At 35.9% G+C, this 21,390-nt stretch carries 14 protein-coding genes; 12 read left to right on the top strand and 2 right to left on the bottom strand.

The window, feature by feature from the left end; translation table 11 throughout:
* The first annotated feature begins 65 nt into the window (after window positions 1–65).
* The gene (locus EZ428_RS07945) at window positions 66–650 is read left to right on the top strand and encodes an LOG family protein (protein WP_131552621.1); all 585 of its coding nucleotides are present in this window, start codon (window positions 66–68) and stop codon (window positions 648–650) included.
* 78 nt (window positions 651–728) lie between these two features.
* On the opposite strand, the gene EZ428_RS07940 is transcribed toward EZ428_RS07945, so the two are convergent.
* Together EZ428_RS07940 and EZ428_RS07935 are read right to left on the bottom strand one after the other, a co-directional pair.
* Window positions 729–1,172, bottom strand: a complete 444-nt coding sequence (locus EZ428_RS07940) for a DUF2721 domain-containing protein (RefSeq protein WP_131552620.1) — start codon at window positions 1,170–1,172, stop codon at window positions 729–731.
* Window positions 1,173–1,329: 157 nt separating this feature from the next.
* On the bottom strand, window positions 1,330–2,040 hold the full coding sequence (locus EZ428_RS07935; protein ID WP_131552619.1) for a hypothetical protein: 711 nt from the start codon (window positions 2,038–2,040) through the stop codon (window positions 1,330–1,332).
* Between the two features lie 153 nt (window positions 2,041–2,193).
* Between EZ428_RS07935 and EZ428_RS07930 the strand changes: the two genes are divergently transcribed.
* From EZ428_RS07930 to EZ428_RS07880, 11 genes are all read left to right on the top strand, one after another.
* Window positions 2,194–3,822 carry an acyl-CoA carboxylase subunit beta gene (locus EZ428_RS07930; protein ID WP_131552618.1) on the top strand — a complete coding sequence of 543 codons (1,629 nt, stop codon included), beginning with the start codon at window positions 2,194–2,196 and terminating at the stop codon, window positions 3,820–3,822.
* 4 nt (window positions 3,823–3,826) lie between these two features.
* Entirely contained in the window at window positions 3,827–4,450 is a 624-nt protein-coding gene (locus EZ428_RS07925) for a toxin-antitoxin system YwqK family antitoxin (protein ID WP_131552617.1), read from the top strand.
* Window positions 4,451–4,465: 15 nt separating this feature from the next.
* On the top strand, window positions 4,466–5,083 hold the full coding sequence (locus EZ428_RS07920; protein WP_131552616.1) for a toxin-antitoxin system YwqK family antitoxin: 618 nt from the start codon (window positions 4,466–4,468) through the stop codon (window positions 5,081–5,083).
* 10 nt (window positions 5,084–5,093) lie between these two features.
* Window positions 5,094–6,050 carry a toxin-antitoxin system YwqK family antitoxin gene (locus tag EZ428_RS07915; protein WP_131552615.1) on the top strand — a complete coding sequence of 319 codons (957 nt, stop codon included), beginning with the start codon at window positions 5,094–5,096 and terminating at the stop codon, window positions 6,048–6,050.
* Window positions 6,047–7,207, top strand: coding sequence for a dipeptidase (locus tag EZ428_RS07910; protein WP_131552614.1), 1,161 nt, complete (start codon window positions 6,047–6,049; stop codon window positions 7,205–7,207). Before EZ428_RS07915 ends, EZ428_RS07910 begins: the two co-directional genes overlap by 4 nt.
* A gap of 560 nt (window positions 7,208–7,767) precedes the next feature.
* Window positions 7,768–8,748, top strand: a complete 981-nt coding sequence (gene trxB, locus EZ428_RS07905) for a thioredoxin-disulfide reductase (protein ID WP_131552613.1) — start codon at window positions 7,768–7,770, stop codon at window positions 8,746–8,748.
* Window positions 8,749–9,622: 874 nt separating this feature from the next.
* The gene (locus tag EZ428_RS07900; protein ID WP_131552612.1) at window positions 9,623–12,817 is read left to right on the top strand and encodes a SusC/RagA family TonB-linked outer membrane protein; all 3,195 of its coding nucleotides are present in this window, start codon (window positions 9,623–9,625) and stop codon (window positions 12,815–12,817) included.
* A gap of 1 nt (window position 12,818) precedes the next feature.
* Window positions 12,819–14,573, top strand: a complete 1,755-nt coding sequence (locus tag EZ428_RS07895; RefSeq protein WP_205945644.1) for a RagB/SusD family nutrient uptake outer membrane protein — start codon at window positions 12,819–12,821, stop codon at window positions 14,571–14,573.
* Between the two features lie 35 nt (window positions 14,574–14,608).
* Window positions 14,609–17,683, top strand: a complete 3,075-nt coding sequence (locus EZ428_RS07890; protein WP_131552611.1) for a SusC/RagA family TonB-linked outer membrane protein — start codon at window positions 14,609–14,611, stop codon at window positions 17,681–17,683.
* Between the two features lie 11 nt (window positions 17,684–17,694).
* Window positions 17,695–19,443, top strand: coding sequence for a RagB/SusD family nutrient uptake outer membrane protein (locus EZ428_RS07885; protein WP_205945643.1), 1,749 nt, complete (start codon window positions 17,695–17,697; stop codon window positions 19,441–19,443).
* 94 nt (window positions 19,444–19,537) lie between these two features.
* The gene (locus tag EZ428_RS07880) at window positions 19,538–21,367 is read left to right on the top strand and encodes a glycoside hydrolase family 2 protein (RefSeq protein ID WP_131552610.1); all 1,830 of its coding nucleotides are present in this window, start codon (window positions 19,538–19,540) and stop codon (window positions 21,365–21,367) included.
* Window positions 21,368–21,390 lie beyond the last annotated feature (23 nt).

The raw sequence follows: 21,390 nt of genomic DNA, 5'->3' as shown, positions 1-21,390 counted from the left end.
ATTTTCTATTTCCCATTTTCTATTCCCTAAAAAAGTATACTTTTGAGTTCTAAACAATCTCTACAATGAAATCACTTTGTGTTTATTGCGGTTCCAATTTTAATGGCGACCCGGTTTTAAGAAAAGCTATTGAAGATTTAGCCGAAACAATGGCATCTCAAAATATCACTTTAGTTTTTGGTGGTGGAAGTGTAGGAGTTATGGGTATAATTGCAGATGAAATCTTAAAACACAAAGGTAAAGCAACAGGTGTTATCCCTCAATTTTTAATGGATAAAGAAGTTGGGCATAAAGGTTTGACAGAAATGATTGTTACCGAAAACATGCATCAACGCAAGCAAAAAATGGCAGACTTGGCCGACGGTTTCGTGATTTTACCCGGTGGTTTTGGTACACTCGAAGAATTGTTTGAGGTTTTAACTTGGCTCCAATTAGGTTTACACGGCAAGCCAATAGGTGTGTTAAATGTAAATGGTTTCTACGATCATCTCTTTAAACAAATGGATGTCATGGTAGAACATCGTTTCTTAAAACAAACCAATAGAGATTTAGTATTTAATGAAACAGATGCAACTGTACTAGTTTCTAAAATGAAGAGCTTTAAAGCAGCACCAGACGAGGTTTGGTTTAGAGATAGAAATTTGACTTAGTTTTTAAAGTCCAAAGCAACAAAATCTGTGAAATCCACCTTAATCGGTGTAATCAACCGCAAAGCGAATATGCTGTGACTATTTATCAAACTTGTTTTTAATGTACTGAACCAGCGAAGGGTCTTGTAAATCTTCCATATCACTTAGCTCAAATTCTAAAGCTTTAGTACTTAACCTTATCTCAATTAGAGAAGTAAACAATGAAGCAATAAAAAATAGTAAGCTAATGGCGAACAATATTTCGCCCATTATCTCTTTTTCTATATAGATAAAAAACATACAAAATATGCAACTTATAAAACTACAAATACCATAAGTCTGCATATTTTTAATTAAGCGTAATCTATAGCGTAAGTTTTTAATTTGGCTGTGGATTATCGAGCCATCCTTGCTATCGGCAGCATATTTAGCGTGTAAACTTCTCACTAAGCTTGCTAATGATAAAAACCTGTTGGTATAAGCTAACATGATTAAACTTATTGCAGGAAATAATAATGCGGGTGTATTTATGCTTAAATTCATTTTGCTCAATTTACCCAAACATATTAAATAATAGGCAGATTTTGCTGATAGCATTATTTTTAATGAGTATTGTTTTTGAAAAGCAAAAACAGAGGGTATATTTTAAGTCATTTGGGCTTTTCATTAACCAGATAAAGACGGGATTTGAATTCGAATGCTACAAAAAATTATCCTTGCTAATTTCCCAAGTCCAAGGTTTTTTAAAAGTAGCGAAAGTCTTAAAGCTAGTGAAGATAAGTGTCTCTTCATCTATCAAGTTATTACCTTCTTGGTCGGCCAAGTTCCCTGAAATCAATCTCATTCTTCTAGCCAAGAAATTGTATTGCCTATTCGTCATTTCGCCAGAAATGGCATTGTAATATATGTTATTTGCATTAACTAGGTTCCAATCCTTGTTTTGGTATTTAAACTCATAATTTAATTTCCATCGCCAATTGGCACCACCTTCAAACCGCAACAATAACTTATTTGCTATGATACTGATTTTTTTTAATGGATCGCCTAAAGAACCGCCTTCGTTAGCTCTTAAAATAAAGTTATTGTTTTGTGTGGCTAAAGTATACTTTCCACTTTGTGCATTTTTAAAATAAATAGCTAAAACCCTTGGTCTTTGAAACTCCTTAATCAAATCTGTTTCATTGTCGCCATACGCTCTACTTTCTGTTATTGGCAAATTGTGTTCATAAATGATGGCTAAATCTTCTAATTTATCATTATTTAAATCACCAAGAGCGGTATCAATAGCTTTCCATCTTAAAGGAGTAAGCGCTTCAATATCTTTCCCTTGTTTGTTTAACTGCGGATAAGAAAATATTTGCGATTTGCTAATTTGCGAACAAAAAATCAATATAACAATCAGGTATTTCATTATGCATTAAACGACGAACAGCTCTTTTTGTTATTTAACAAGAAAACTAACTTTATTTAGCAACTGAATACCAAAACAGGTTTTAGTTTACTAAATTTAACTGTTAACTTGCTCGCATCGCCAGATTAATGTCTGGTCTAACCAAATTAAGAGATGAATATAGAATTCAACAAGAACGAGGATATAAATAAACAATTGGTCTATGAGCTTAAGGCCAAGTTGAGGAAAATATTTGCAGGTGGGGGAGAAAAAAATGCAGCTAAACAAAAAGAAAAAGGCAAGTTATTAGCAAGGGAGCGAATTGACTATTTAACTGATAAAGGCTCTGAATTTTTAGAATTAGGCGCTTTTGCAGCTGATGGAATGTATAGCGAACAAGGTGGTTGCCCAAGTGCGGGTGTAGTTACTGGCATTGGCTATGTTTCTGGTAGGCAATGTTTAATAGTTGCTAATGATGCCACTGTAAAAGCTGGAGCTTGGTTCCCGATGACGGCTAAGAAAAACCTAAGAGCGCAAGAAATTGCAATGGAAAACCGATTGCCAGTTATCTATTTAGTAGATAGTGCAGGTGTTTATTTACCAATGCAAGATGAAATTTTTCCAGATAAGGAACATTTCGGTAGGATGTTTAGGAACAATGCCATGATGAGTGCCGATGGTATTGTGCAAATTTCCGCTATTATGGGGGCTTGTGTTGCAGGAGGTGCTTACCTTCCAATAATGAGCGATGAAGCGATGATAGTGGAAGGTACAGGCTCAGTATTCCTAGCTGGTTCTTATTTAGTTAAATCTGCCATTGGCGAAGAAGTAGACAATGAAACTTTAGGTGGTGCAACTACGCATTGCGAAATATCAGGTGTTACCGATTATAAACATCCAAACGATAAAGCTTGCCTAGATAGTATCCGCAAAATAATGAGCATGCTTGGTGCGCCAGAAAATGCAGGGTTCGACAGGATTAAATCGGCTATGCCTAAATTAAATGAAGAAGAAATTTATGGCATTTTACCAGAAAATAGAGAGAAACCTTATGATATGCGTGAAATCATTTTTCGTTTAGTTGATGACTCTGAATTTGAAGAATATAAAGCATTATTCGGGCAAAGCATTATTTGTGGCTTAGCTAGGGTTGATGGCTGGGCAGTAGGTATTGTTGCCAACCAACGTAAGGTTGTAAAATCTAAAAAAGGCGAAATGCAGTTTGGTGGAGTAATCTATTCAGATAGTGCAGATAAAGCAAGTCGGTTTATCATGAACTGTAACCAAAAGAAAATTCCTTTGGTTTTTTTACAAGATGTTACTGGATTTATGGTTGGTAGCCGATCAGAGCAAGGCGGTATTATTAAAGACGGTGCTAAAATGGTAAATGCTGTAGCCAATTCTGTAGTTCCTAAATTTACAATCGTAATAGGTAATTCTTACGGTGCAGGCAATTATGCCATGTGTGGTAAAGCTTATGACCCCCGTTTAATTTACGCTTGGCCCAGTGCAAAAATTGCTGTTATGGGTGGTACACAAGCCGCTAAAGTAATTTTACAGATGGAAGAGGCATCCTTAAAAGCAAAGGGAGAAATGATCACCCCAGAAAAAGAAGCTGCTCTCCTAAAAAATATTACAGATAGATATGATAGGCAGACCACACCATTTTATGCTGCTTCGCGTTTATGGGTAGATGGAGTTATAGATCCCTTAGAAACTCGTAAAGTGATTTCTATGGGAATTGAAGCTGCAAATCAATCGCCTATTAAAAAAGCTTTTAATGTTGGGGTTATACAAACATAAAATTATGAAGAGGTTACTTGTCTTGTTGTGCTTTTTTGGTATTTGCCAAACTGCTTTCACCCAAATTAAGCCTATATATTTTATGGGAGAGGTAATTACTCGGGATTCTACAAAAGCCACATCTTACGCTATTTACGGGAAGTTAAGTAGTGAAGAATTATGGACAATTAAACGTTTTGATCTGTATAACAATTTAATAATGACTGGTACTTATAAGGATGTGGATTTAAAAACCCCTCATGGTAAATTTACCTATTATGGTGATGTTGATATGTTTAACAATCAATATGACACTTTTTACTACTTCAAGGATAGGTATAGATTTACAAGTCAAATGGGTAATTTTATTGATGGCAAAAAAACTGGTGTGTGGTTGTCTTTTTATCCAGATGGGAAAGTGCTAACTTCAGAGGTTTTTGTAGATAATGTGTTAAACGGGCTCTATTCTAGTTATGATAGAAAAGGGAAAATGATTAGTACAGGGAATTATGTTAATGGAAAAATGCACGGTGAATGGCTTTTGCATGGTGGTCTTCAAAAAGATATTTACGATCTTGGTAGTTTAAAATCTAGTGTTAAGGATAAAAAATTATTAAGAAGAGAATACGGATCGCCTGTTTTTAATTAATACGTTTAAGTTTAAATGAAAAAATTATTACTACTGCTATTTTTAATTACAAGTTTAATTAAGGTTAACGCACAAATAAAGCCTGTATATTTTTATGGGGATAAGGTTATTTCTAATAAAAATAAAGCGACGTCTTATGCCATTTATGGCAAACTAAGTGACCAAGATATTTGGATGTTTAAAAGGTATGACCTTAATGATAACCTATTACAAACAGGTTCATACAATGATGAACTTTTAACTATTCCTCATGGTAAATTTGTTTTTTACACTGGTGTTGTAGATTATAATAATATCAATAGAACACGATATGATCTAAAGGGAAAAACTAGATTTAAAAGCCAAGAAGGTGAATTTGTAAACGGCAAAGAAGAAGGAAAATGGTTTACTTATTATCCAGATGGGAATATCTCAAGTTATATGGAATTTAAAGGTGGTTTAGCCAATGGAGCTTATAAAGAATATGATAAGTATGGAGATATTACTGTTTCTGGAAATTTTTTGAATAACGAAAAACATGGGGAGTGGATATCAGAAAATGGAACCCGAATAGATACGTATGAAAATGGTGTTCGAAAATCAACCAGATACGTTAAGAAAACAAAGAAAGTAAAAGGTGAGGTGAAAAATTAAATATTTTATAATGAAGTTAATACTCTCATTTTTTTTTGTTTTTGGGTTAAATCAATTCGGTTTCTCCCAAAACTTAAAGTACTACTTAGATAAAACAGATCAGGTTGCCGACTCAGCGAAGGCAACTTCTTATATAGTTGTTTTTGCTAAAACCAATTCAGATACTGTCTATCGAATGGAACAATATTCACTAGAAAACTTATTGATTGTTTCAGGATCATTTAAGGATGAAGCTTTATCAATTCCCCATGGGAAATATGTCTATTATATAATTAGCAGAGAAACAAAAAAAGGCAGCTTTAGTAAAGCAAATAATTATCAAGACACAACATATAATAAACCTATTGGTCATTATTTAGATGCAAAAGGTGAATTTTTGAATGGGAAAATGAATGGTGAATGGTTGCATTATTTTAAGAATGAATCTGTAAAACGGGTAGAGACGTTCAACAATGACGTTTTGAATGGTTCATATAGAGAGTTTTGGGAAAATGGTAAGCTAATGCTTTCTGGAAATTATAAAAATGGTGTTAAGGATGGAGTTTGGCAGCAAGATGGAGGTCTTTACGAAATCACTTATCAAGATGGGAAAAGTGTAGGTAAGAAACTGAATAAAGAAGTGCAAGCTCAACAAGAAAAAGATAGAAGAGAATTTCAGCAGAAAATAAAAGAAACTTCTAAGTATGATGTTCAAGCTAGGCCAAAAGGCGATTTTAAGTCTGATCTTCGTCGGTTTTTAAGTTTGGAAAATTTCAATGCAATTGCTAATGAGGAAGCTAAAGTAAGTTTTATTGTAAAGGAAGATGGAAAGCTTTCAGAGCCCACAGTTACGGGATTAAGCGACAGCACATTGATGATGAAAATCAAAGATTTTTTTATGAAAACTGAAGCATGGTTTCCTGGTACCACAGGAATTGATAAAAAACCTACGGTCAATTATATTCAATATACACTCAGGTATTTATGAAAAAATATTTATTTAGTTTAGCTCTTTCTTTTTTCAGTTATGTAGTTTTTGCTCAAAGTCCAGAAACAATTCATAAACATGCAATTGTTGTAGATACCCACGGTGATATTTTGTTCAACCAAATTAAATCTGGTATTGATATTGGTAAACTTCAAAAAACTGGGAACTTCGATTTGGTGAGAGCGAAAGAAGGTGGCTTAGATGTTCAGGTTTTTTCAATTTGGTGCGATGAAAGTGGGGGGTATGCATTGGCAAATCAAGAAATCGATTCTCTATACAGTTTAATAGAAAGGTATCCTGATAAGATCACCTTGGTTAAAAATGCAGCAGAACTAGAAAAAGCAGTTGCCGCTAAAAAACTGGCTGCCATGATTGGGGTAGAAGGCGGGCACATGATCGAGAACGGTTTGGATAACTTAGAGAAACTGGCCAAAAGGGGAATGATTTACATGACCCTCACTTGGAACAATAGTACATCTTGGGCAAGTTCGGCAGCAGAAGAAACATCAAAAAAAGTTAAACCAGAAAACGCAGGATTAAATAATTTAGGTAAGCAAATTGTTCGTAAAATGAATGCTTTAGGCGTAATTGTAGATTTGTCTCACGTTGGGGTAAAAACATTTTTTGATGCCATTGCGATAACTAAAAAACCTGTTTTGGTGTCACACAGTTGTGTTTATGCGCTAAATCCAGTGCCTAGAAATTTAAATGACGAACAAATTAAAGCAGTCGGTAAAAATGGCGGCGTTATTTCACTTAACTTTTATGCTGGCTTTTTAGATTCAACATATAACGCCAAACAAAAAGTATTCTTTGCTAAATATGATGCAGAACTAAAAACATTATCAGCAAAATATGGCAGGAGCAATGCCATTGATACCTTAATATCTCTACATCAAGCAGATGCTGATGCAACAAGACCATCTATTGAAAAGTTAATTGACCATATAGATTATATCGTAAAACTAATTGGGGTAGATCATGTTGGTTTAGGTGCCGACTTTGATGGCGCAGAAGCATTTCCTTTAGGCATAAATAGCATAGCCGATTATCCTAAAATTACAGCTGCATTGCTTAAAAGAGGTTATAAGGCCAATGAAATCACTAAAATTTTGGGAGGTAATTTTTTAAGGGTGCTTAGAGCGAATAAACCTTAAATAGAATATGGAAAACAGTCAAAAAGGCTTCTTAAGTTTTTATAGATACCCTTTGCAAGTTTGGATATGCGGTAGTATTACAGGCTTTTTTCTTTATCACTTATATTTCTTTTTTGAAGGTTGGTATGATGGTTCATCTTATTATGCCTACCCAAATGATATTTCCTTATATCTAGTTTTTGCATTGTTTTTTGGAATTATTACTTCTTTGCCTGGGTTTTTCCTGTTTTGGCTTTTCTATTATTGCATTTGCAAGAATGGAATAACTAAGAATATAAAACTAATCCTGTATTTAATTATGGTGTTAATTTCCTTAAGTTATCATTTTATATTTAATAGAGGGTGGGATTTAATATCGATACGGTATCACATACCTCAGGTATTACCTTTTTTCATTTCATTTACTATTGCTATATTTTTCTCTAAGCTAAAAAAACAAACAATAGAGATGACAGCAAACTAATAACTGCAAACTGAATTATCTCCACAATTTCATCTTTATCCACAAGCTTTGAGCTTTCGAACTTAAAAGATTAAATTTGTACATTAATACAAACAACATGTCGCAAGAACAAGAAATAGAACACGTAAAATGTTTAATTATAGGGTCTGGTCCCGCAGGTTATACAGCTGCAATTTATGCTGCCCGTGCCGATTTAAAACCAGTAATGTACACAGGTATGGAAATGGGTGGTCAGTTAACCCAAACTACCGATGTAGATAATTTCCCGGGTTATCCAGATGGTATCATGGGCCCAGAAATGATGGAAGATTTTAGAAAACAAGCAGAGCGTTTTGGAACTCAAATTCGTTTTGGTTATGTAAGTTCTGTAGACTTTTCTTCTTTCCCTCGTAAAGTTGTTGTAGATGAAATTAAAACCATCACTGCTGATACGGTAATCATCGCTACTGGCGCAACCGCAAAATGGTTAGGTTTAGAAAGTGAACAAAAATATAATGGCTTTGGCGTTTCTGCCTGTGCCGTTTGTGATGGTTTCTTTTTTAAAGGTCAAGATGTAGCAATTGTCGGCGCAGGAGATACAGCTGCAGAAGAAGCAACTTATTTGGCCAAACTTTGTAAAAAAGTATATATGTTAGTGCGTAGAGATGAATTCCGTGCTTCAAAAGCAATGGTACATCGTGTATTAAACACCCCAAACATCGAGGTAATTTACAATACACAAGCAACCGAGGTTATAGGTAACGGTAAAAATGTTACTGGCATTAAAATTTTAAACGTTAAAACTGAAGAATCTAAAGTTTTAGATGTTGAGGGTTTCTTTGTGGCAATTGGTCATAAACCCAATACCGATATTTTTAAAGGCTGGTTAGACATGGATGAAACAGGTTATTTAACAACTATCCCAGGTACATCTAAAACTAACTTAGAAGGCGTATTTGCATGTGGCGATGTACAAGACCATTATTACCGCCAGGCAGTTACCGCCGCTGGTTCTGGTTGTATGGCTGCTTTAGATGCAGAACGTTATTTAGCTGCCAAAGGCGATGCCGTTAATGTGCTAGCATCAACTTATCCATAAAAACATTGGCTGGTAAGGACACCAGCTTGTATGATATTTAAAAGCTTCCTGAACATCAGGAAGCTTTTTTTGTAATAGATTTTACTGAATATTTTAGTTGCTAAATAATTAGTGTATTAGCCATTAATGTGCAGAAGGGAACGCACACTAGTTGACTGCTAGCATTACCCTTTGAATTTTCCATTTATCATTCATATTCTCTTTGTCTATTGTTCGCCATTCAGTCGAGAAGCCATCGCCATTGCTTAGGGTCTGTGTCGTGACAGCATATTAATGTTACAATAGTAAATACATAACATATGTATTAAAAGTCCAAGTATTAATATAAATAGTTGGAGACATACTGGACTTATATTGGACTCATATTGGACTCATTGCATCTCTGTAACGACGCAGAGGTTATGCAAAAGCGACCAAGATACGACCAGTTGACGAAAGGATAACGACGATTGTGAAGCAATGGGAGTTGGTGCATTACTTAGCTATAAGTTAAAAAAAGCATTGCCGATGGCTCTGTTTCAGAAGGGTGGTATTTGATGATTTAAGCATATGTAATAATTAGTGATTGATAAATAAATTGCCATTAAAGCAAGAATCGTCATATTTTAACTCCATTGTTAATAAATTCTTTAAATCTTATTCGATTTTTTTTAATGCGATTTAAGCGTATAATCTTTTTAAAATTAGTTTTGTATATATATCATATTATCAGTTTGTTAGCTAATTGTGTGTATGCGTATAAAGCGTATCAAAACAATTATAACTTGCTAAAAATCAGTGTTTTATGAATATTTATATTTGCAATTGTAAAGGCTAATCTTCTATATTTACCTCACCAAATATTTTGGATAATAAACAAACCAATTTAAACTGTATGAGGAAAATTCTACTAAAAAGAATTTTGCGGAACATTTCTATCACACTGCTCTGGTGTATGTTCTTGCAAATTAATGCTTCAGCTAATTCTGCAAAGGGCAGTATTAAGCTAAATTATCTAACTACATTAAAAAGTACCCCATTAACAAAAGGTGTTAAAAACACAAAAAATCGTTGGGTTGATGTTACAGGTGTTGTAAAAGATGCAAGTGGGCCACTACCAGGTGTAGGAGTAAAAGTGAAAGGAACCAGCAATGCTACCTCAACAGATGGCGATGGTAGATTTTTACTTAAAAATGTTCCAAGTGATGCGGTACTTGTTTTTTCTAGCATTGGCTACAAAAATCAGGAGGTGTCCTTAAGTGGTAAAACAGTACTTAACATTACCATGGAAGAAGATGCTCAAGGTTTAAACGAAATTATTGTAGTGGGGTATGGAACTCAAAAGAAGGCGAGTGTAACAGCTGCAATTTCTCAAATCGGCGCCGAAGAGATCATGAAGTCGCCAACACCAAATCCAACCAATAGTTTAATTGGTAGGTTGCCAGGTTTAATTGCCGTGCAAACAAGCGGGCAACCTGGTGCGGATGCAGCAACCATTAGAATACGTGGTATAGCCACCTTAAACTCTGCAAGTGCTTCTGCAATTGTGGTAGTAGATGGTATCGAGCGACCAAGTTTTGCAGATGTAGATCCTAATGAAATTGAAACAGTATCTATTTTAAAAGATGCGGCTTCTACAGCTATTTATGGTTTAAAGGGTGCAAATGGTGTAATCGTAATTACCACAAAAGTTGGTAAGATTGGAAAACCAAGAGTTACTTATACTGGTAATTATGCAGCACAAACTTATACGGGTTTAGCAGTTGGTTTGCCAGCGTTAGAAAATGCTCAGCTTTTAAACCAATCTTATCTTAATGATGGGAAACCAGCACCATTTTCTGATGATGCTATTCAAAAATTTGCAGATAAGTCTGATCCCATTGGTTACCCAGATGTGCAATGGTTTGATTATTTAACTAAAAAGTTTTATTCTCAAACGCAACACAACATCAATATCAATGGAGGAACAAAAATAGCGAAGTACTTTGTTTCAGCTGGTTATTCATTCCAAGATGGGATTTTTAAAAAATTCCCATCACCTTATGGAATCAATACGGTACCGAATTACAATAGATATAATTTCCGTTCTAACGTAGACTTAACCTTAAATAAAGATTTAACCGTTGGTATAAAATTGGGTGGTCGTTTTGCTACTCGTTATCAACCTTCAGGTTTATTGTCATCTTCTGCCTTCTCTTATGATACCATAGAAGGCATGATTTCTCGTATTTTGCAGGTGCCAGCTTATGCTTATCCGGTAACTTTACCTGATGGAAGAATAACAGCGAACCCTAACGTAGGTACCAATATTTGGAACCCTTATGCTATTTTAACTCGTTACGGAACACGTAATGATGATATCAATACCATAGAAAGTACTTTTAATGTCGATTATAAACTAGATTTTATAACTAAGGGTTTATCATTCAAAGGAAATTTTGGGTATGATTCTTATTATAACAACGTTGAGAGAAGAAATGCAAACTGGGCAGCTTATGTCTATAATCCAGTAACTAAAGAAGCTACACTTTCTACAGATACTCGTAACCGTGATGAGCCTCTAGGTGCGGTACAAGATGGTGGTGTAACTTCTGGTAGTACAAACATGAACTTACAAACTGGGTTCTATTACGAACGTGAGTTTGGTAAAAATAGAGTAACGGGTACATTGTTGGGTACACGTCAGCTTATTCGTACCACGGGAGGAACAGCTTTCACTGCTCCGCCTAGAGCTGCTCAAGGTTTAGCTGGTCGTTTATTTTATAGTTATGACGAAAGATATACTGTGGAAGTTAATGGAACTTACAATGGTTCAGAGAACTTTGCTCCTGGTTTAAGGTATGGTTTCTTCCCATCTGTTTCTGCAGGATGGACATTAACAAATGAGCCCTTCTGGAAAAAGAATAACTTATTGACTTATTTAAAATTAAGGGGAAGTTATGGTTTAGTGGGTAATGATAGGGTATCGGATAACCGTTTCTTATATTTAACCACCTTTTCAGGAAATACTGGCGTTCCGTTCGGAAATCCTTTGTCAATTACAACTTTCCCAACTTTATTTATTGGTGATAATGCCTTGGGAAATCCAGAAGTTACTTGGGAAACGGGTTACAAAAGAAACATCGGTTTAGAAACTAGATTTTTAAAAGATAAGTTGAAGTTAAATGTTGATGTGTTTGATGAAACACGTAAGGACATCTTAACCTCATCGTTAAGTGGTTCTTTGCTTTTTGGACGTAATTACCCTCAACTGAATAGAGGAGAAGTTTATAACAAAGGTTATGAAGTTGAGCTAGATTATCAGAACCAAATTGGTAAAGTTTCTTTTGGTATAAACGGTCAAATCGGTTATGCCAAAAACAGGATTGTAGAAAATGATGAGCCAGACGGCACACCTGATTTTCAAGCTCGGAAAGGCAAAAGCGTAGGTCAGTTTATAGGTTATGTTAATGATGGCTTTTATACCTCGGCTGCTGATATTGCTTCATCAGTTAAGCAACAAGGTTTTACTCCAATACCGGGAGATTTAAAGTTTAAGGACTTGGATGGCGATGGTTTGATTACAACTTTAGATCAAACTTCTATTGGCTACACAAGTAACCCAGAGTATGTGTACAGTTTTACGCCTCGTGTATCTTATAACGGAATTACGCTTTCGGTTATGTTTCAAGGCGTTGCACATGTAAGTTCTAACGTAATTTTAAGTGAGCAAAATAACGGTCAGCAAATGTACCCATTTATGACAAATGCTTGGACACCTGCAAACGCGGCTACGGCAACTTGGCCAGCATTACACTCAAGAGGAACGGCATCATTAAATTATGCTTTAAATGATTTTACCTTACAAAACGGTGCTTACTTAAAAATAAGAAACGTAGAATTAGCTTATACCTTGCCTAAAGCGTGGTCAAGTGCTTTAAAACTAAGTAACATTAGGGTATTCTTGAATGGACAGAATTTATATACATGGACTAAGTTTAAAATGTATGTAGATCCTGAGAATTTAAACGTGGTTAATCAGACCTTTCCATTGCAAGCCCTGTACCCAACTTCTAAAGTTTACAACTTTGGTTTAAACATTAATTTTTAAGATGATGAGAAATTATAAAAGATATATAGTTATTTTCTTGTTAACGCTTTGTTTTGTTTCCTGTAAGAAAGATTTCTTGGAAAGAACACCTGGAGTTGCTTTAACTGAAGATGAAATTTTTGCAGATCCGGCACAAGCAGCTCGATTTGCAGATAATGCCTACAATTATTTAATTACAAAATATGTTCGTCTAAACGATCACAGGGGAACTGTTTCACAGGCATCTGATGAGGCTGTGTCTGGAAACTCAGAAGGAACGGTTACATCTTTAAATCGTGGTTTGTACCACGAACATTCTACGCAAGCATCTTTAAATGAGATTGGTGATGTATGGAGGTTAATGTACAGGGGAATTGCGATTCACGTTAAAATGTTATCGAGAATTGCCGAAGTACCGCCATCTCCAAATGCTACAGTTCCAATTTTCGATCATAAACGAGTAGAGGGTGAAATGAGGTTTTTACGTGCCTTATCTTATTTCGAATTGACGAAAAGATTTGGTGGTGTGCCAATTATTGATAAAGTTTATGGTCCACTTGACGAACTTAATTTACCTCGTAGTACTTATGCTCAAGTAACCAAATACATTTTGGATGATTTAGATATTGCCATTACCAAATTAGGTACAGATACAGAATATGGCACTGCTAATTATGGCAGACCTACAATTGGAGCTGCTTTAGCTTTGAAGGCCCGTGTTTTGTTATATGCAGCAAGTCCTTTAAATAATCCAACAAATGATATAGCTAAATGGAAATTGGCAGCAGATGCAGCGGCAGAAGTAATGAAAGGTGATGCTGGCCTTGCTCGCCAAACCTATGCTTTGCAAGCTACTTATGGCGACATATTAAACGTTCCTAACTCATCAGAATATATCATGATCCGTATTAAAGGTAATACACCTTTAGCTGGAGAAATGATGCAAGATTTTTCTATGTCGCCAGGTTCTGGAGGCGCCCAGGGTCAGATGAACCCAACGCAGAACCATGTTGACATGTACGAGATGGCAAATGGTAAAGCCATTACAGATCCAACATCTGGTTATAATCCTGCAACGCCGTATGTGGGTAGGGAGCCTCGTTTCTACAACAACATTATTTATAACGATTTGCCTTGGCAAGGTAGAAGGATACAAGTTTATTCTACCATCACCAATGTAAACGGAGTTCCTACCACCACTTATGGCTTAGATTGGAACCCAGGTAACATAACCTACACCGCAACCCGTTATTATTGCAAAAAGTACTGGCCAGAGGTTTATAGAACAGTAGGTGGCAGCACTACTTTGCTTAATTACATCTATTTCCGCTATGCAGAAATATTATTAAACTATGCAGAAGCACAGAATGAATTTTTAGGGGCACCAGATGCCAGTGTTTATAATGCATTGGTTGCTATTCGTGCCAGAGCAGGAATTACAAAAGGTGCTGGTATTTACGGTTACGGTTTAAAAGATAACATGACTACGGCAGAAATGCGTGAGGTGATTAGGCATGAGCGTGCCATCGAGCTATCTTTTGAAGATCACCGTTGGTATGATATCATGCGTTGGAAAATTGGTTCAACAACTATCGCTGTTCCAATGAAAGGCATGGATGTATTTAGAAATGCAAATGGCACTTTCACTTACAACGTGATCACTTTAGGTTCTGGCTTCCAAAAAGTTTGGAATGAAAGACAAAACCTTTATCCAATCCCTAGAACAGAGATTTACAAAAGTAAAGGAGTGTTAACCCAAAATCCAGGCTGGGAGTAATCAGTTAATTTATAACGCTAAGATTTTATTCAATTATGAAATTATCAAAATCAAAATATATAGTATGTCTGCTGTTTTTATGGACGACAGTACTGAACGTTTATGGGCAAAAGCCTGATGAACAATTAACCGTAAAGGGGAGGGTTGTAGATCAAGACAAAAAACCTTTGCCTGGAGTTGCTATCTCCATACAGGAAGATAAAAAGAACAAAACATTTAATACAGACGGCAATGGTAATTTTACCATAGAAGCTACCACAAGTGATGTTTTGGTTTTTAAAATGGTAGGTTTTGGTACTGTACTGAAACCAGCAGGAGAAGTAACTAGCAGTGATGTTATTTTAACCAAATCGCTAGTTGATGCTGGCGACGATGATTTAGTTTACATCCCCTTTGGTGTAAGAAAGAAAAGAGAAGTAACAGCTACCATTAGCACAATTTCTGCAACAAACTTGCCTCAAATACCATCTTCGTCATTAACTAACGTGTTTACAGGTAGGTTGCCAGGATTATCAATCTATCCCAGTGGCTCTCAACAGCCAGGTTATGATGTGTCTAGCTTTTTAGTTCGCGGTCGCTCATCTTATAACAGTAATCAAGAGCCCCTTATTTTGGTAGATGGCATTGAGCGTAATTTTGCATCAATGGATTTGGGTGAGATAGAAAGTGTAAGCGTTTTAAAAGATGCTGCAACTTTGGCCTGGTATGGTATGTATGCTGCTAATGGCGTAATTTACGTTAAAACCAGACGCGGAAGTGCTACTTCAACTAAAGTTACCTTTGATGCACAGGCAGGCTTGCAAGCACCGCTACAAATTGCTCGTCCCTTAGATTCTTATACTTATGCAACCTTATATAATGAAGCTTCAATAAACAGCGGAGGGGCAGCAGTTTATGGTCCGGCAGCATTACAAGCTTATCAAGATGGGTCTGATCCAATTAAATACCCAAACAATAATTTTGTTAAGGATTTTACTAAAAGCGTAGCACCAACACAACGTTATGTAGCCACTGTAACTGGTGGTAATGCTTATTTAAGATTTTATACCTTATTAAGCGCTTATCAGCAAGGTGGTTTTTATAAAGGTGGTCATAACGAAACCTATGATGCCAATACCAATTTCACAAGGTATAATTTAAGAACGAATATCGATTTACACGTTAATAAAAACTTAGATGTGGCTTTAGATATTGGCGGAAGGATCACTAATTTAACTTTCCCTAACCAAGGTACTGCAGCCTTTCTAAATGCAGTATATTCTACACCAGCGAATGCTTTCCCTGTAATTAATCCAAATGGTTCTTATGGCGGAACATCGATTTTCCCCACAAGTAACCCACTGGCTATGTTAGAGGCAAGAGGGGCGAGTACAGATTTATTACGTAACATGATTGCAACCATTAGTGCAAAACAAAAAATGGATGGCATTTTAAAAGGCTTGTCTGCAGAAGTATTTTATGCTTATGATATTGCAGGCTTATATCGTTCTGGTTTTACCCAAACTTATGCTACATCAGAATTGCTGCCAACAGGTTTATACCAAACTTATGGAACAGCAACTAAGGTAGATTATTTAGGTAACTCATTTTCTGGGAACGTTAAAAAGAGCGAGTTTTGGGCTGGTTTAGATTACGATAGAACTTTTGGAGATCATGATGTTAAATTTAGTTCAAGAGTTTCGAGGCAAATTTACTCTGTATTTGGTAACCTTGATACTAAACGTGAAGGTATCTCTAACCGTTTAACTTATGGCTTTAAAAAGAGATATTTTGTTGACTTAACCGCAGGTTATTCTGGTTCAGAAAATTTCGCGGTTGGACAAAGATTTGGGTTTTTCCCAGCAATGTCTGCTGGATGGATCATCTCTGATGAAAACTTCATGAAAGGCACAAGCTCATTTCTTGATTTGTTAAAATTGAGAGGTTCTTATGGTTTAGTTGGTAATGATGCTATTGGAAGTGCCAGAAGATTCGCATTTAATGATTTCTTCTCAAGAAGTACAACGGGTTATACTTTTGGAACTGGCTATACAGGTACAACTGGTACAGCTCAATTGGCTTTAGGTAATCCTTATTTAACTTGGGAAAAAGCTTATAAAACAAGTGTTGGCTTTGATGCTAAAATGTTAAAACAATCTTTATCTATCAGTGCTGATTATTTCTATGAAATTAGAAAAGACTTGGCTACTGGTTCTCAATTACCAAGTACCTTGGGTCAAACTTTAGTTTATGTAAACGAGGGTGAGGCTTCTTATAAAGGATTTGAAACAGGCATTAATTACAATAAAATAATAGGTGGATTTAACTTAAATGTTTTCGGTAACTATACTTACCAGGTTAGTAAAATCTTAAAGATTAACGAAGCGGCTAATTTACCTGCTTATCAAAAATCAGTTGGTCATCCAATTACAAGTGTAATCAGCCCTGCTGCCACAGCAAATACTGGCGCAGGTTATATCAGCAGTATGTACAAATCTATGGGACTTTTCCAGTCACAAGCAGAAATAGATGCAGCTCCAAAACAATTGTTAGCTAAGGATGTAAAACCTGGTGATATTAGGTATGTAGATCAAAACGATGATGGTATCATCAACGGTTTAGATATCGTTAAAACCGATTACAATTTTGTACCTAACCATGTTTTTGGCCTGGGCGCTTCAGTTGCTGTTAAAGGTTTCGATTTAAACTTCTTGTTTCAAGGAACGGTAGGTAGCTCGGTTATCATCAATCAGTTGGTAAATGCGGGTAATACAAATAATGGTTTCTTAAACCAGTTTAGTGTAGATAGATGGACACCAACAAATACCTCAGCGCCGTATCCAAGATTGCTGATTGCTGATCGTGGTAACAATACCGCAAACTCTGATTTCTGGATTCGCTCTAGCGATTATGTGAGGTTGAAAAACTTAGAGTTGGGTTATTCATTAAACGATAGGTTTGTTAAAAGGCTAAAATTATCGCAACTGAGGTTTTATGTAAGTGGTTTAAACCTAGTAACGTTTAGTAAATTAAACGAATTAAATATTGATCCAGAGTTGCCAGAATCTGGTTTTAACTCCTCATATCCGTACATGAAGATCTATTCATTCGGTGTTAACTTGAAATTTTAATTATGATGAAGATGAAAAAAAATATATGCTATATCTTCCTTGCGGTGATGTTAATCTCACAAGGATGTGAAAAAGATAGCTTTCTTCAAGATGGGTCATTTAGTGGCGGTAATGATGTTACAGAAGCTCAACTTTGGGCTAACCCAGATTACGCTAGAAACTTTTTAAATAATGTATATGCTTCACTACAAGAAAGATACAATTTAGATGGCGATGGTGGCATATTAGCCTCTGGTTCTGATGAAGCTGTAAATTCTAATTCAAACGGTGGGATAAATGTTTTGAATAATGGCACTTGGGGTCCGGTAAGAACATTTGATGATGTGTATGCCAATATGTATGCTGGTATTCGCAAGGCAAATACATTTATCGAAAAAGCACCAACAAGTCCATTTATTGTATTGGATGAGTTATTGCCTGCTAACGTTGCAGCTAACCAAACTTATGAGTTGCAGGTGGCGCGTTTGGTTGGGCAAGCTTATTTCTTAAAAGCATTTTTCGAATTCGAATTGTTAAAACGTTATGGCAGTTTTGTAATTGTAAATAAAACTTTGACGGTTAACGACGAATTAGATGTACCACGTAATACATTTGATGAGTGTGTTGCCCAAATTGCTAAAGACTGTGAAGATGCAATATCAAGATTGCCATTGTCTCCTTCAGAATGGAGAACAACAGATCGTGGAAGAGCAACCCAAACCGCTGCAATGGCATTAAAAGCAAGGTTGTTGTTGTATGCTGCTAGTCCACAGTACAATCCATCTGGCGATATAACTAAATGGCAAGCGGCGGCTGATGCAGCTAAAAGAATAATGGATACTGGTAAACATGCTATCTATACTTCTTATCCGAATATTTGGTTATGGAACACGGCTGGCGCTTTTAATACTGAAGTGATTTTTGCAACATCGGCTACTGCTACCGTGGCGATTGAGCAAAACAATGCACCTGTTAGTTACGATGCTGCTAATGGACGTACCAATCCGACGCAGGAAATGGTTGACGCTTATGAAATGAGAACCACAGGTAAACCAATTACTGATGCAACATCTGGTTACAACGCAGCTACACCTTATAACAATAGGGATCCTAGATTTGGATTTTCAGTATTGTTCAATACCGCATCTGTACAACCAATTTTGCCAGCAAACAGATTTAAAAGTAAGGATGTAGAAACTTTTGTAGGTGGTAGAGATGGTTTAGGCTTAAATGTTAACGCTACCAAAACTGGTTATTACATGCGTAAGTTTTTAAGCGAAAGTGCGTCATGGGCTGGTACAATAACTACTATTCGTCGCCCATGGATTTACTTTAGGTATGCAGAAGTATTGTTAAACTATGCAGAAGCATTAAATGAAGCGCAAGGAACTGCAGCAGCAACACAAGTTTTAGCCGCTGTAAATTTAATTCGTGCTAGAGCTGGAGTAGCCATGCCAGCTTTGCAAACAACTAATCCAGCAGGTAACGGATATGTTCCTTTAGACAAGGTAGAAATTCGTAAACGTATTCGCAATGAGCGTAGGGTAGAACTAGCATTTGAAGAACACCGTTTCTTTGATGTTCGCCGTTGGAAAGAAGGGGAAACGACCTTTAATGGTCCAGTAAGTGGAATGAGAATTGTTCCAACTTCTGCAACAACCTTTACCTATACTAAATTCACAGTAGAGAACAGATCATTTACTGCTAAAAACTATTTATATCCAATTGGTCAAAATGAGTTAAATAGAGCGACTAAACTTGGTCAAAACACAGGATATTAATCCTAAAATTGAGCACAATAATGGTCGGTATAAATGCCGACTGTTATTGTGATTTAACAATCTACCATCCTACAAACACACACAAACCTAAACCATGATAAAGTTAAAATATAGACTATTTATAATTTGCCTCTCCCTAGTTTCAATTAGCACTTACGCACAAGTTAGTTCTATACAAAATATTCAATCTCGTAAAATACTTAGCCTTAATGGTAAATGGAACTACATTATAGATCCTTATGAAAATGGATTTTATGATTACAGACACGATCCGTTCGACCAATCTAAATCTGGTTCGGGTGGTTTTTATGATGATAAAGTTCAAAAAGATAAAGCTGAGTTGATTGAATATAACTTCGATTTATCTCCTCAGATGAATGTTCCGGGCGACTGGAATTCTCAATCTGAAAAACTAGAACTGTATGAAGGTACAGTTTGGTTAAGACGTAAGTTTAATACCCAACCAGAAACAGACAAAAGATATTTCGTTTATTTTGGTGCGGTAAATTATGAAGCTCACGTTTACTTAAATGGAAAAAAACTAGGCATTCACAAAGGTGGATTTACACCATTTCAATTTGAAGTTACCGGAAAATTGAAGGCTGGAGATAATACTTTGGTGGTTAAAGCAGATAACACAAGGAAACCCGATGAAATTCCAACTATAAATACCGACTGGTGGAACTACGGAGGGATTACTCGTGATGTTTTCTTAGCAGAAATGCCTCAACATTATATCAATGATTATAAGCTTCAATTGGTAAAAGGAAGCAACAATACTTTAAGTTTCTCTGTAAAATTAGCAGATGCAACAGCCGGACAAAATATTACGGTTTCTATTCCTGAGTTAAAATTAGAAAAAACGTTTACTACAGATACTGAAGGGACAATTAATCAGCAATTTATATGGAACAAGATCAGTTTATGGTCTCCAGAAAATCCTAAATTATATGCTGTAACCATAAAGTCTGCAACCGAAAATATTCAAGATAAAATTGGTTTTAGGACCATTGGCGTCCAAGGAACTGATATTTTATTAAATGGTAAATCTGTTTTCTTAAGAGGGATTTCTATTCACGATGAAAACCCTCTGATAGCTGGCAGGTTACGTTCTGAAGGCGACATGAGAATGATGTTGCAATGGGCAAAAGACATGAACTGTAACTATGTTCGTTTAGCTCATTATCCTCATAACGAAGAAATGGTGCGTTTGGCAGATGAAATGGGCCTATTAGTTTGGGCCGAAGTACCAGTTTACTGGACGATCTCCTGGACAAATCCGGCAACTTATGCCAATGCAAAACAGCAATTAACAGATTTAATTGTTCGTGATAAAAACCGTGCAAGTGTGATCGTTTGGTCTATAGGTAATGAAACACCTTTGAGCGAACCTCGTCATCAGTTCATGGGTAATTTAGCCGAAACCGCAAGGTCGCTTGATGATACAAGATTAGTTGCTGCGGCTTTAGAAGTACACAGAGATGGAAAAACCATTATTTTAAATGATCCACTAGGCGAAAAAATAGATTTAGTAAGTTTTAACGAATATGCTGGTTGGTACTGGGGCGGAACACCAAGTGAAATTACCAGTTATAAATTCGATATTAAATACAATAAACCAGTTGTAATTACAGAGTTTGGTGGCGATGCCTTGGGTGGTTTTCACGCAGATGAAAATACAAGATGGAGCGAAGAATACCAAGAAGCTTTGTATAAAAATCAAATTAAAATGCTAAGTCAAATTAATGCACTTAGAGGTATGACGCCTTGGATTTTAACTGACTTTAGGTCACCAAGAAGGCAACATCCAGTTTATCAAAATTTCTGGAACCGTAAGGGATTAATTTCTGAAACTGGTAAAAAGAAAAAAGCATTTTTTGTGCTAAAAGACTTTTACAATCAGATGCAAATTAAATACAAATAACCAATCAATCTAACTTTTCGTAC

It is taken from the genome of Pedobacter frigiditerrae (genome assembly GCF_004331645.1).
GTDB classification, from domain to species: domain Bacteria; phylum Bacteroidota; class Bacteroidia; order Sphingobacteriales; family Sphingobacteriaceae; genus Pedobacter; species Pedobacter frigiditerrae.
The sequence above is the reverse complement of the archived record's forward strand: the minus strand, read 5'-3'. Positions and strand labels throughout refer to the sequence as shown.

What these genes read in the sequence shown, in the direction of transcription:
- EZ428_RS07945 (WP_131552621.1), top strand. Translation starts at nt 66, where the DNA reads ATGAAATCACTTTGTGTTTATTGCGGTTCCAATTTTAATGGCGACCCG.
- EZ428_RS07940 (WP_131552620.1), bottom strand. Translation starts at nt 1,172, where the DNA reads ATGAATTTAAGCATAAATACACCCGCATTATTATTTCCTGCAATAAGT.
- EZ428_RS07935 (WP_131552619.1), bottom strand. Translation starts at nt 2,040, where the DNA reads ATGAAATACCTGATTGTTATATTGATTTTTTGTTCGCAAATTAGCAAA.
- EZ428_RS07930 (WP_131552618.1), top strand. Translation starts at nt 2,194, where the DNA reads ATGAATATAGAATTCAACAAGAACGAGGATATAAATAAACAATTGGTC.
- EZ428_RS07925 (WP_131552617.1), top strand. Translation starts at nt 3,827, where the DNA reads ATGAAGAGGTTACTTGTCTTGTTGTGCTTTTTTGGTATTTGCCAAACT.
- EZ428_RS07920 (WP_131552616.1), top strand. Translation starts at nt 4,466, where the DNA reads ATGAAAAAATTATTACTACTGCTATTTTTAATTACAAGTTTAATTAAG.
- EZ428_RS07915 (WP_131552615.1), top strand. Translation starts at nt 5,094, where the DNA reads ATGAAGTTAATACTCTCATTTTTTTTTGTTTTTGGGTTAAATCAATTC.
- EZ428_RS07910 (WP_131552614.1), top strand. Translation starts at nt 6,047, where the DNA reads ATGAAAAAATATTTATTTAGTTTAGCTCTTTCTTTTTTCAGTTATGTA.
- trxB (WP_131552613.1), top strand. Translation starts at nt 7,768, where the DNA reads ATGTCGCAAGAACAAGAAATAGAACACGTAAAATGTTTAATTATAGGG.
- EZ428_RS07900 (WP_131552612.1), top strand. Translation starts at nt 9,623, where the DNA reads ATGAGGAAAATTCTACTAAAAAGAATTTTGCGGAACATTTCTATCACA.
- EZ428_RS07895 (WP_205945644.1), top strand. Translation starts at nt 12,819, where the DNA reads ATGATGAGAAATTATAAAAGATATATAGTTATTTTCTTGTTAACGCTT.
- EZ428_RS07890 (WP_131552611.1), top strand. Translation starts at nt 14,609, where the DNA reads ATGAAATTATCAAAATCAAAATATATAGTATGTCTGCTGTTTTTATGG.
- EZ428_RS07885 (WP_205945643.1), top strand. Translation starts at nt 17,695, where the DNA reads ATGAAAAAAAATATATGCTATATCTTCCTTGCGGTGATGTTAATCTCA.
- EZ428_RS07880 (WP_131552610.1), top strand. Translation starts at nt 19,538, where the DNA reads ATGATAAAGTTAAAATATAGACTATTTATAATTTGCCTCTCCCTAGTT.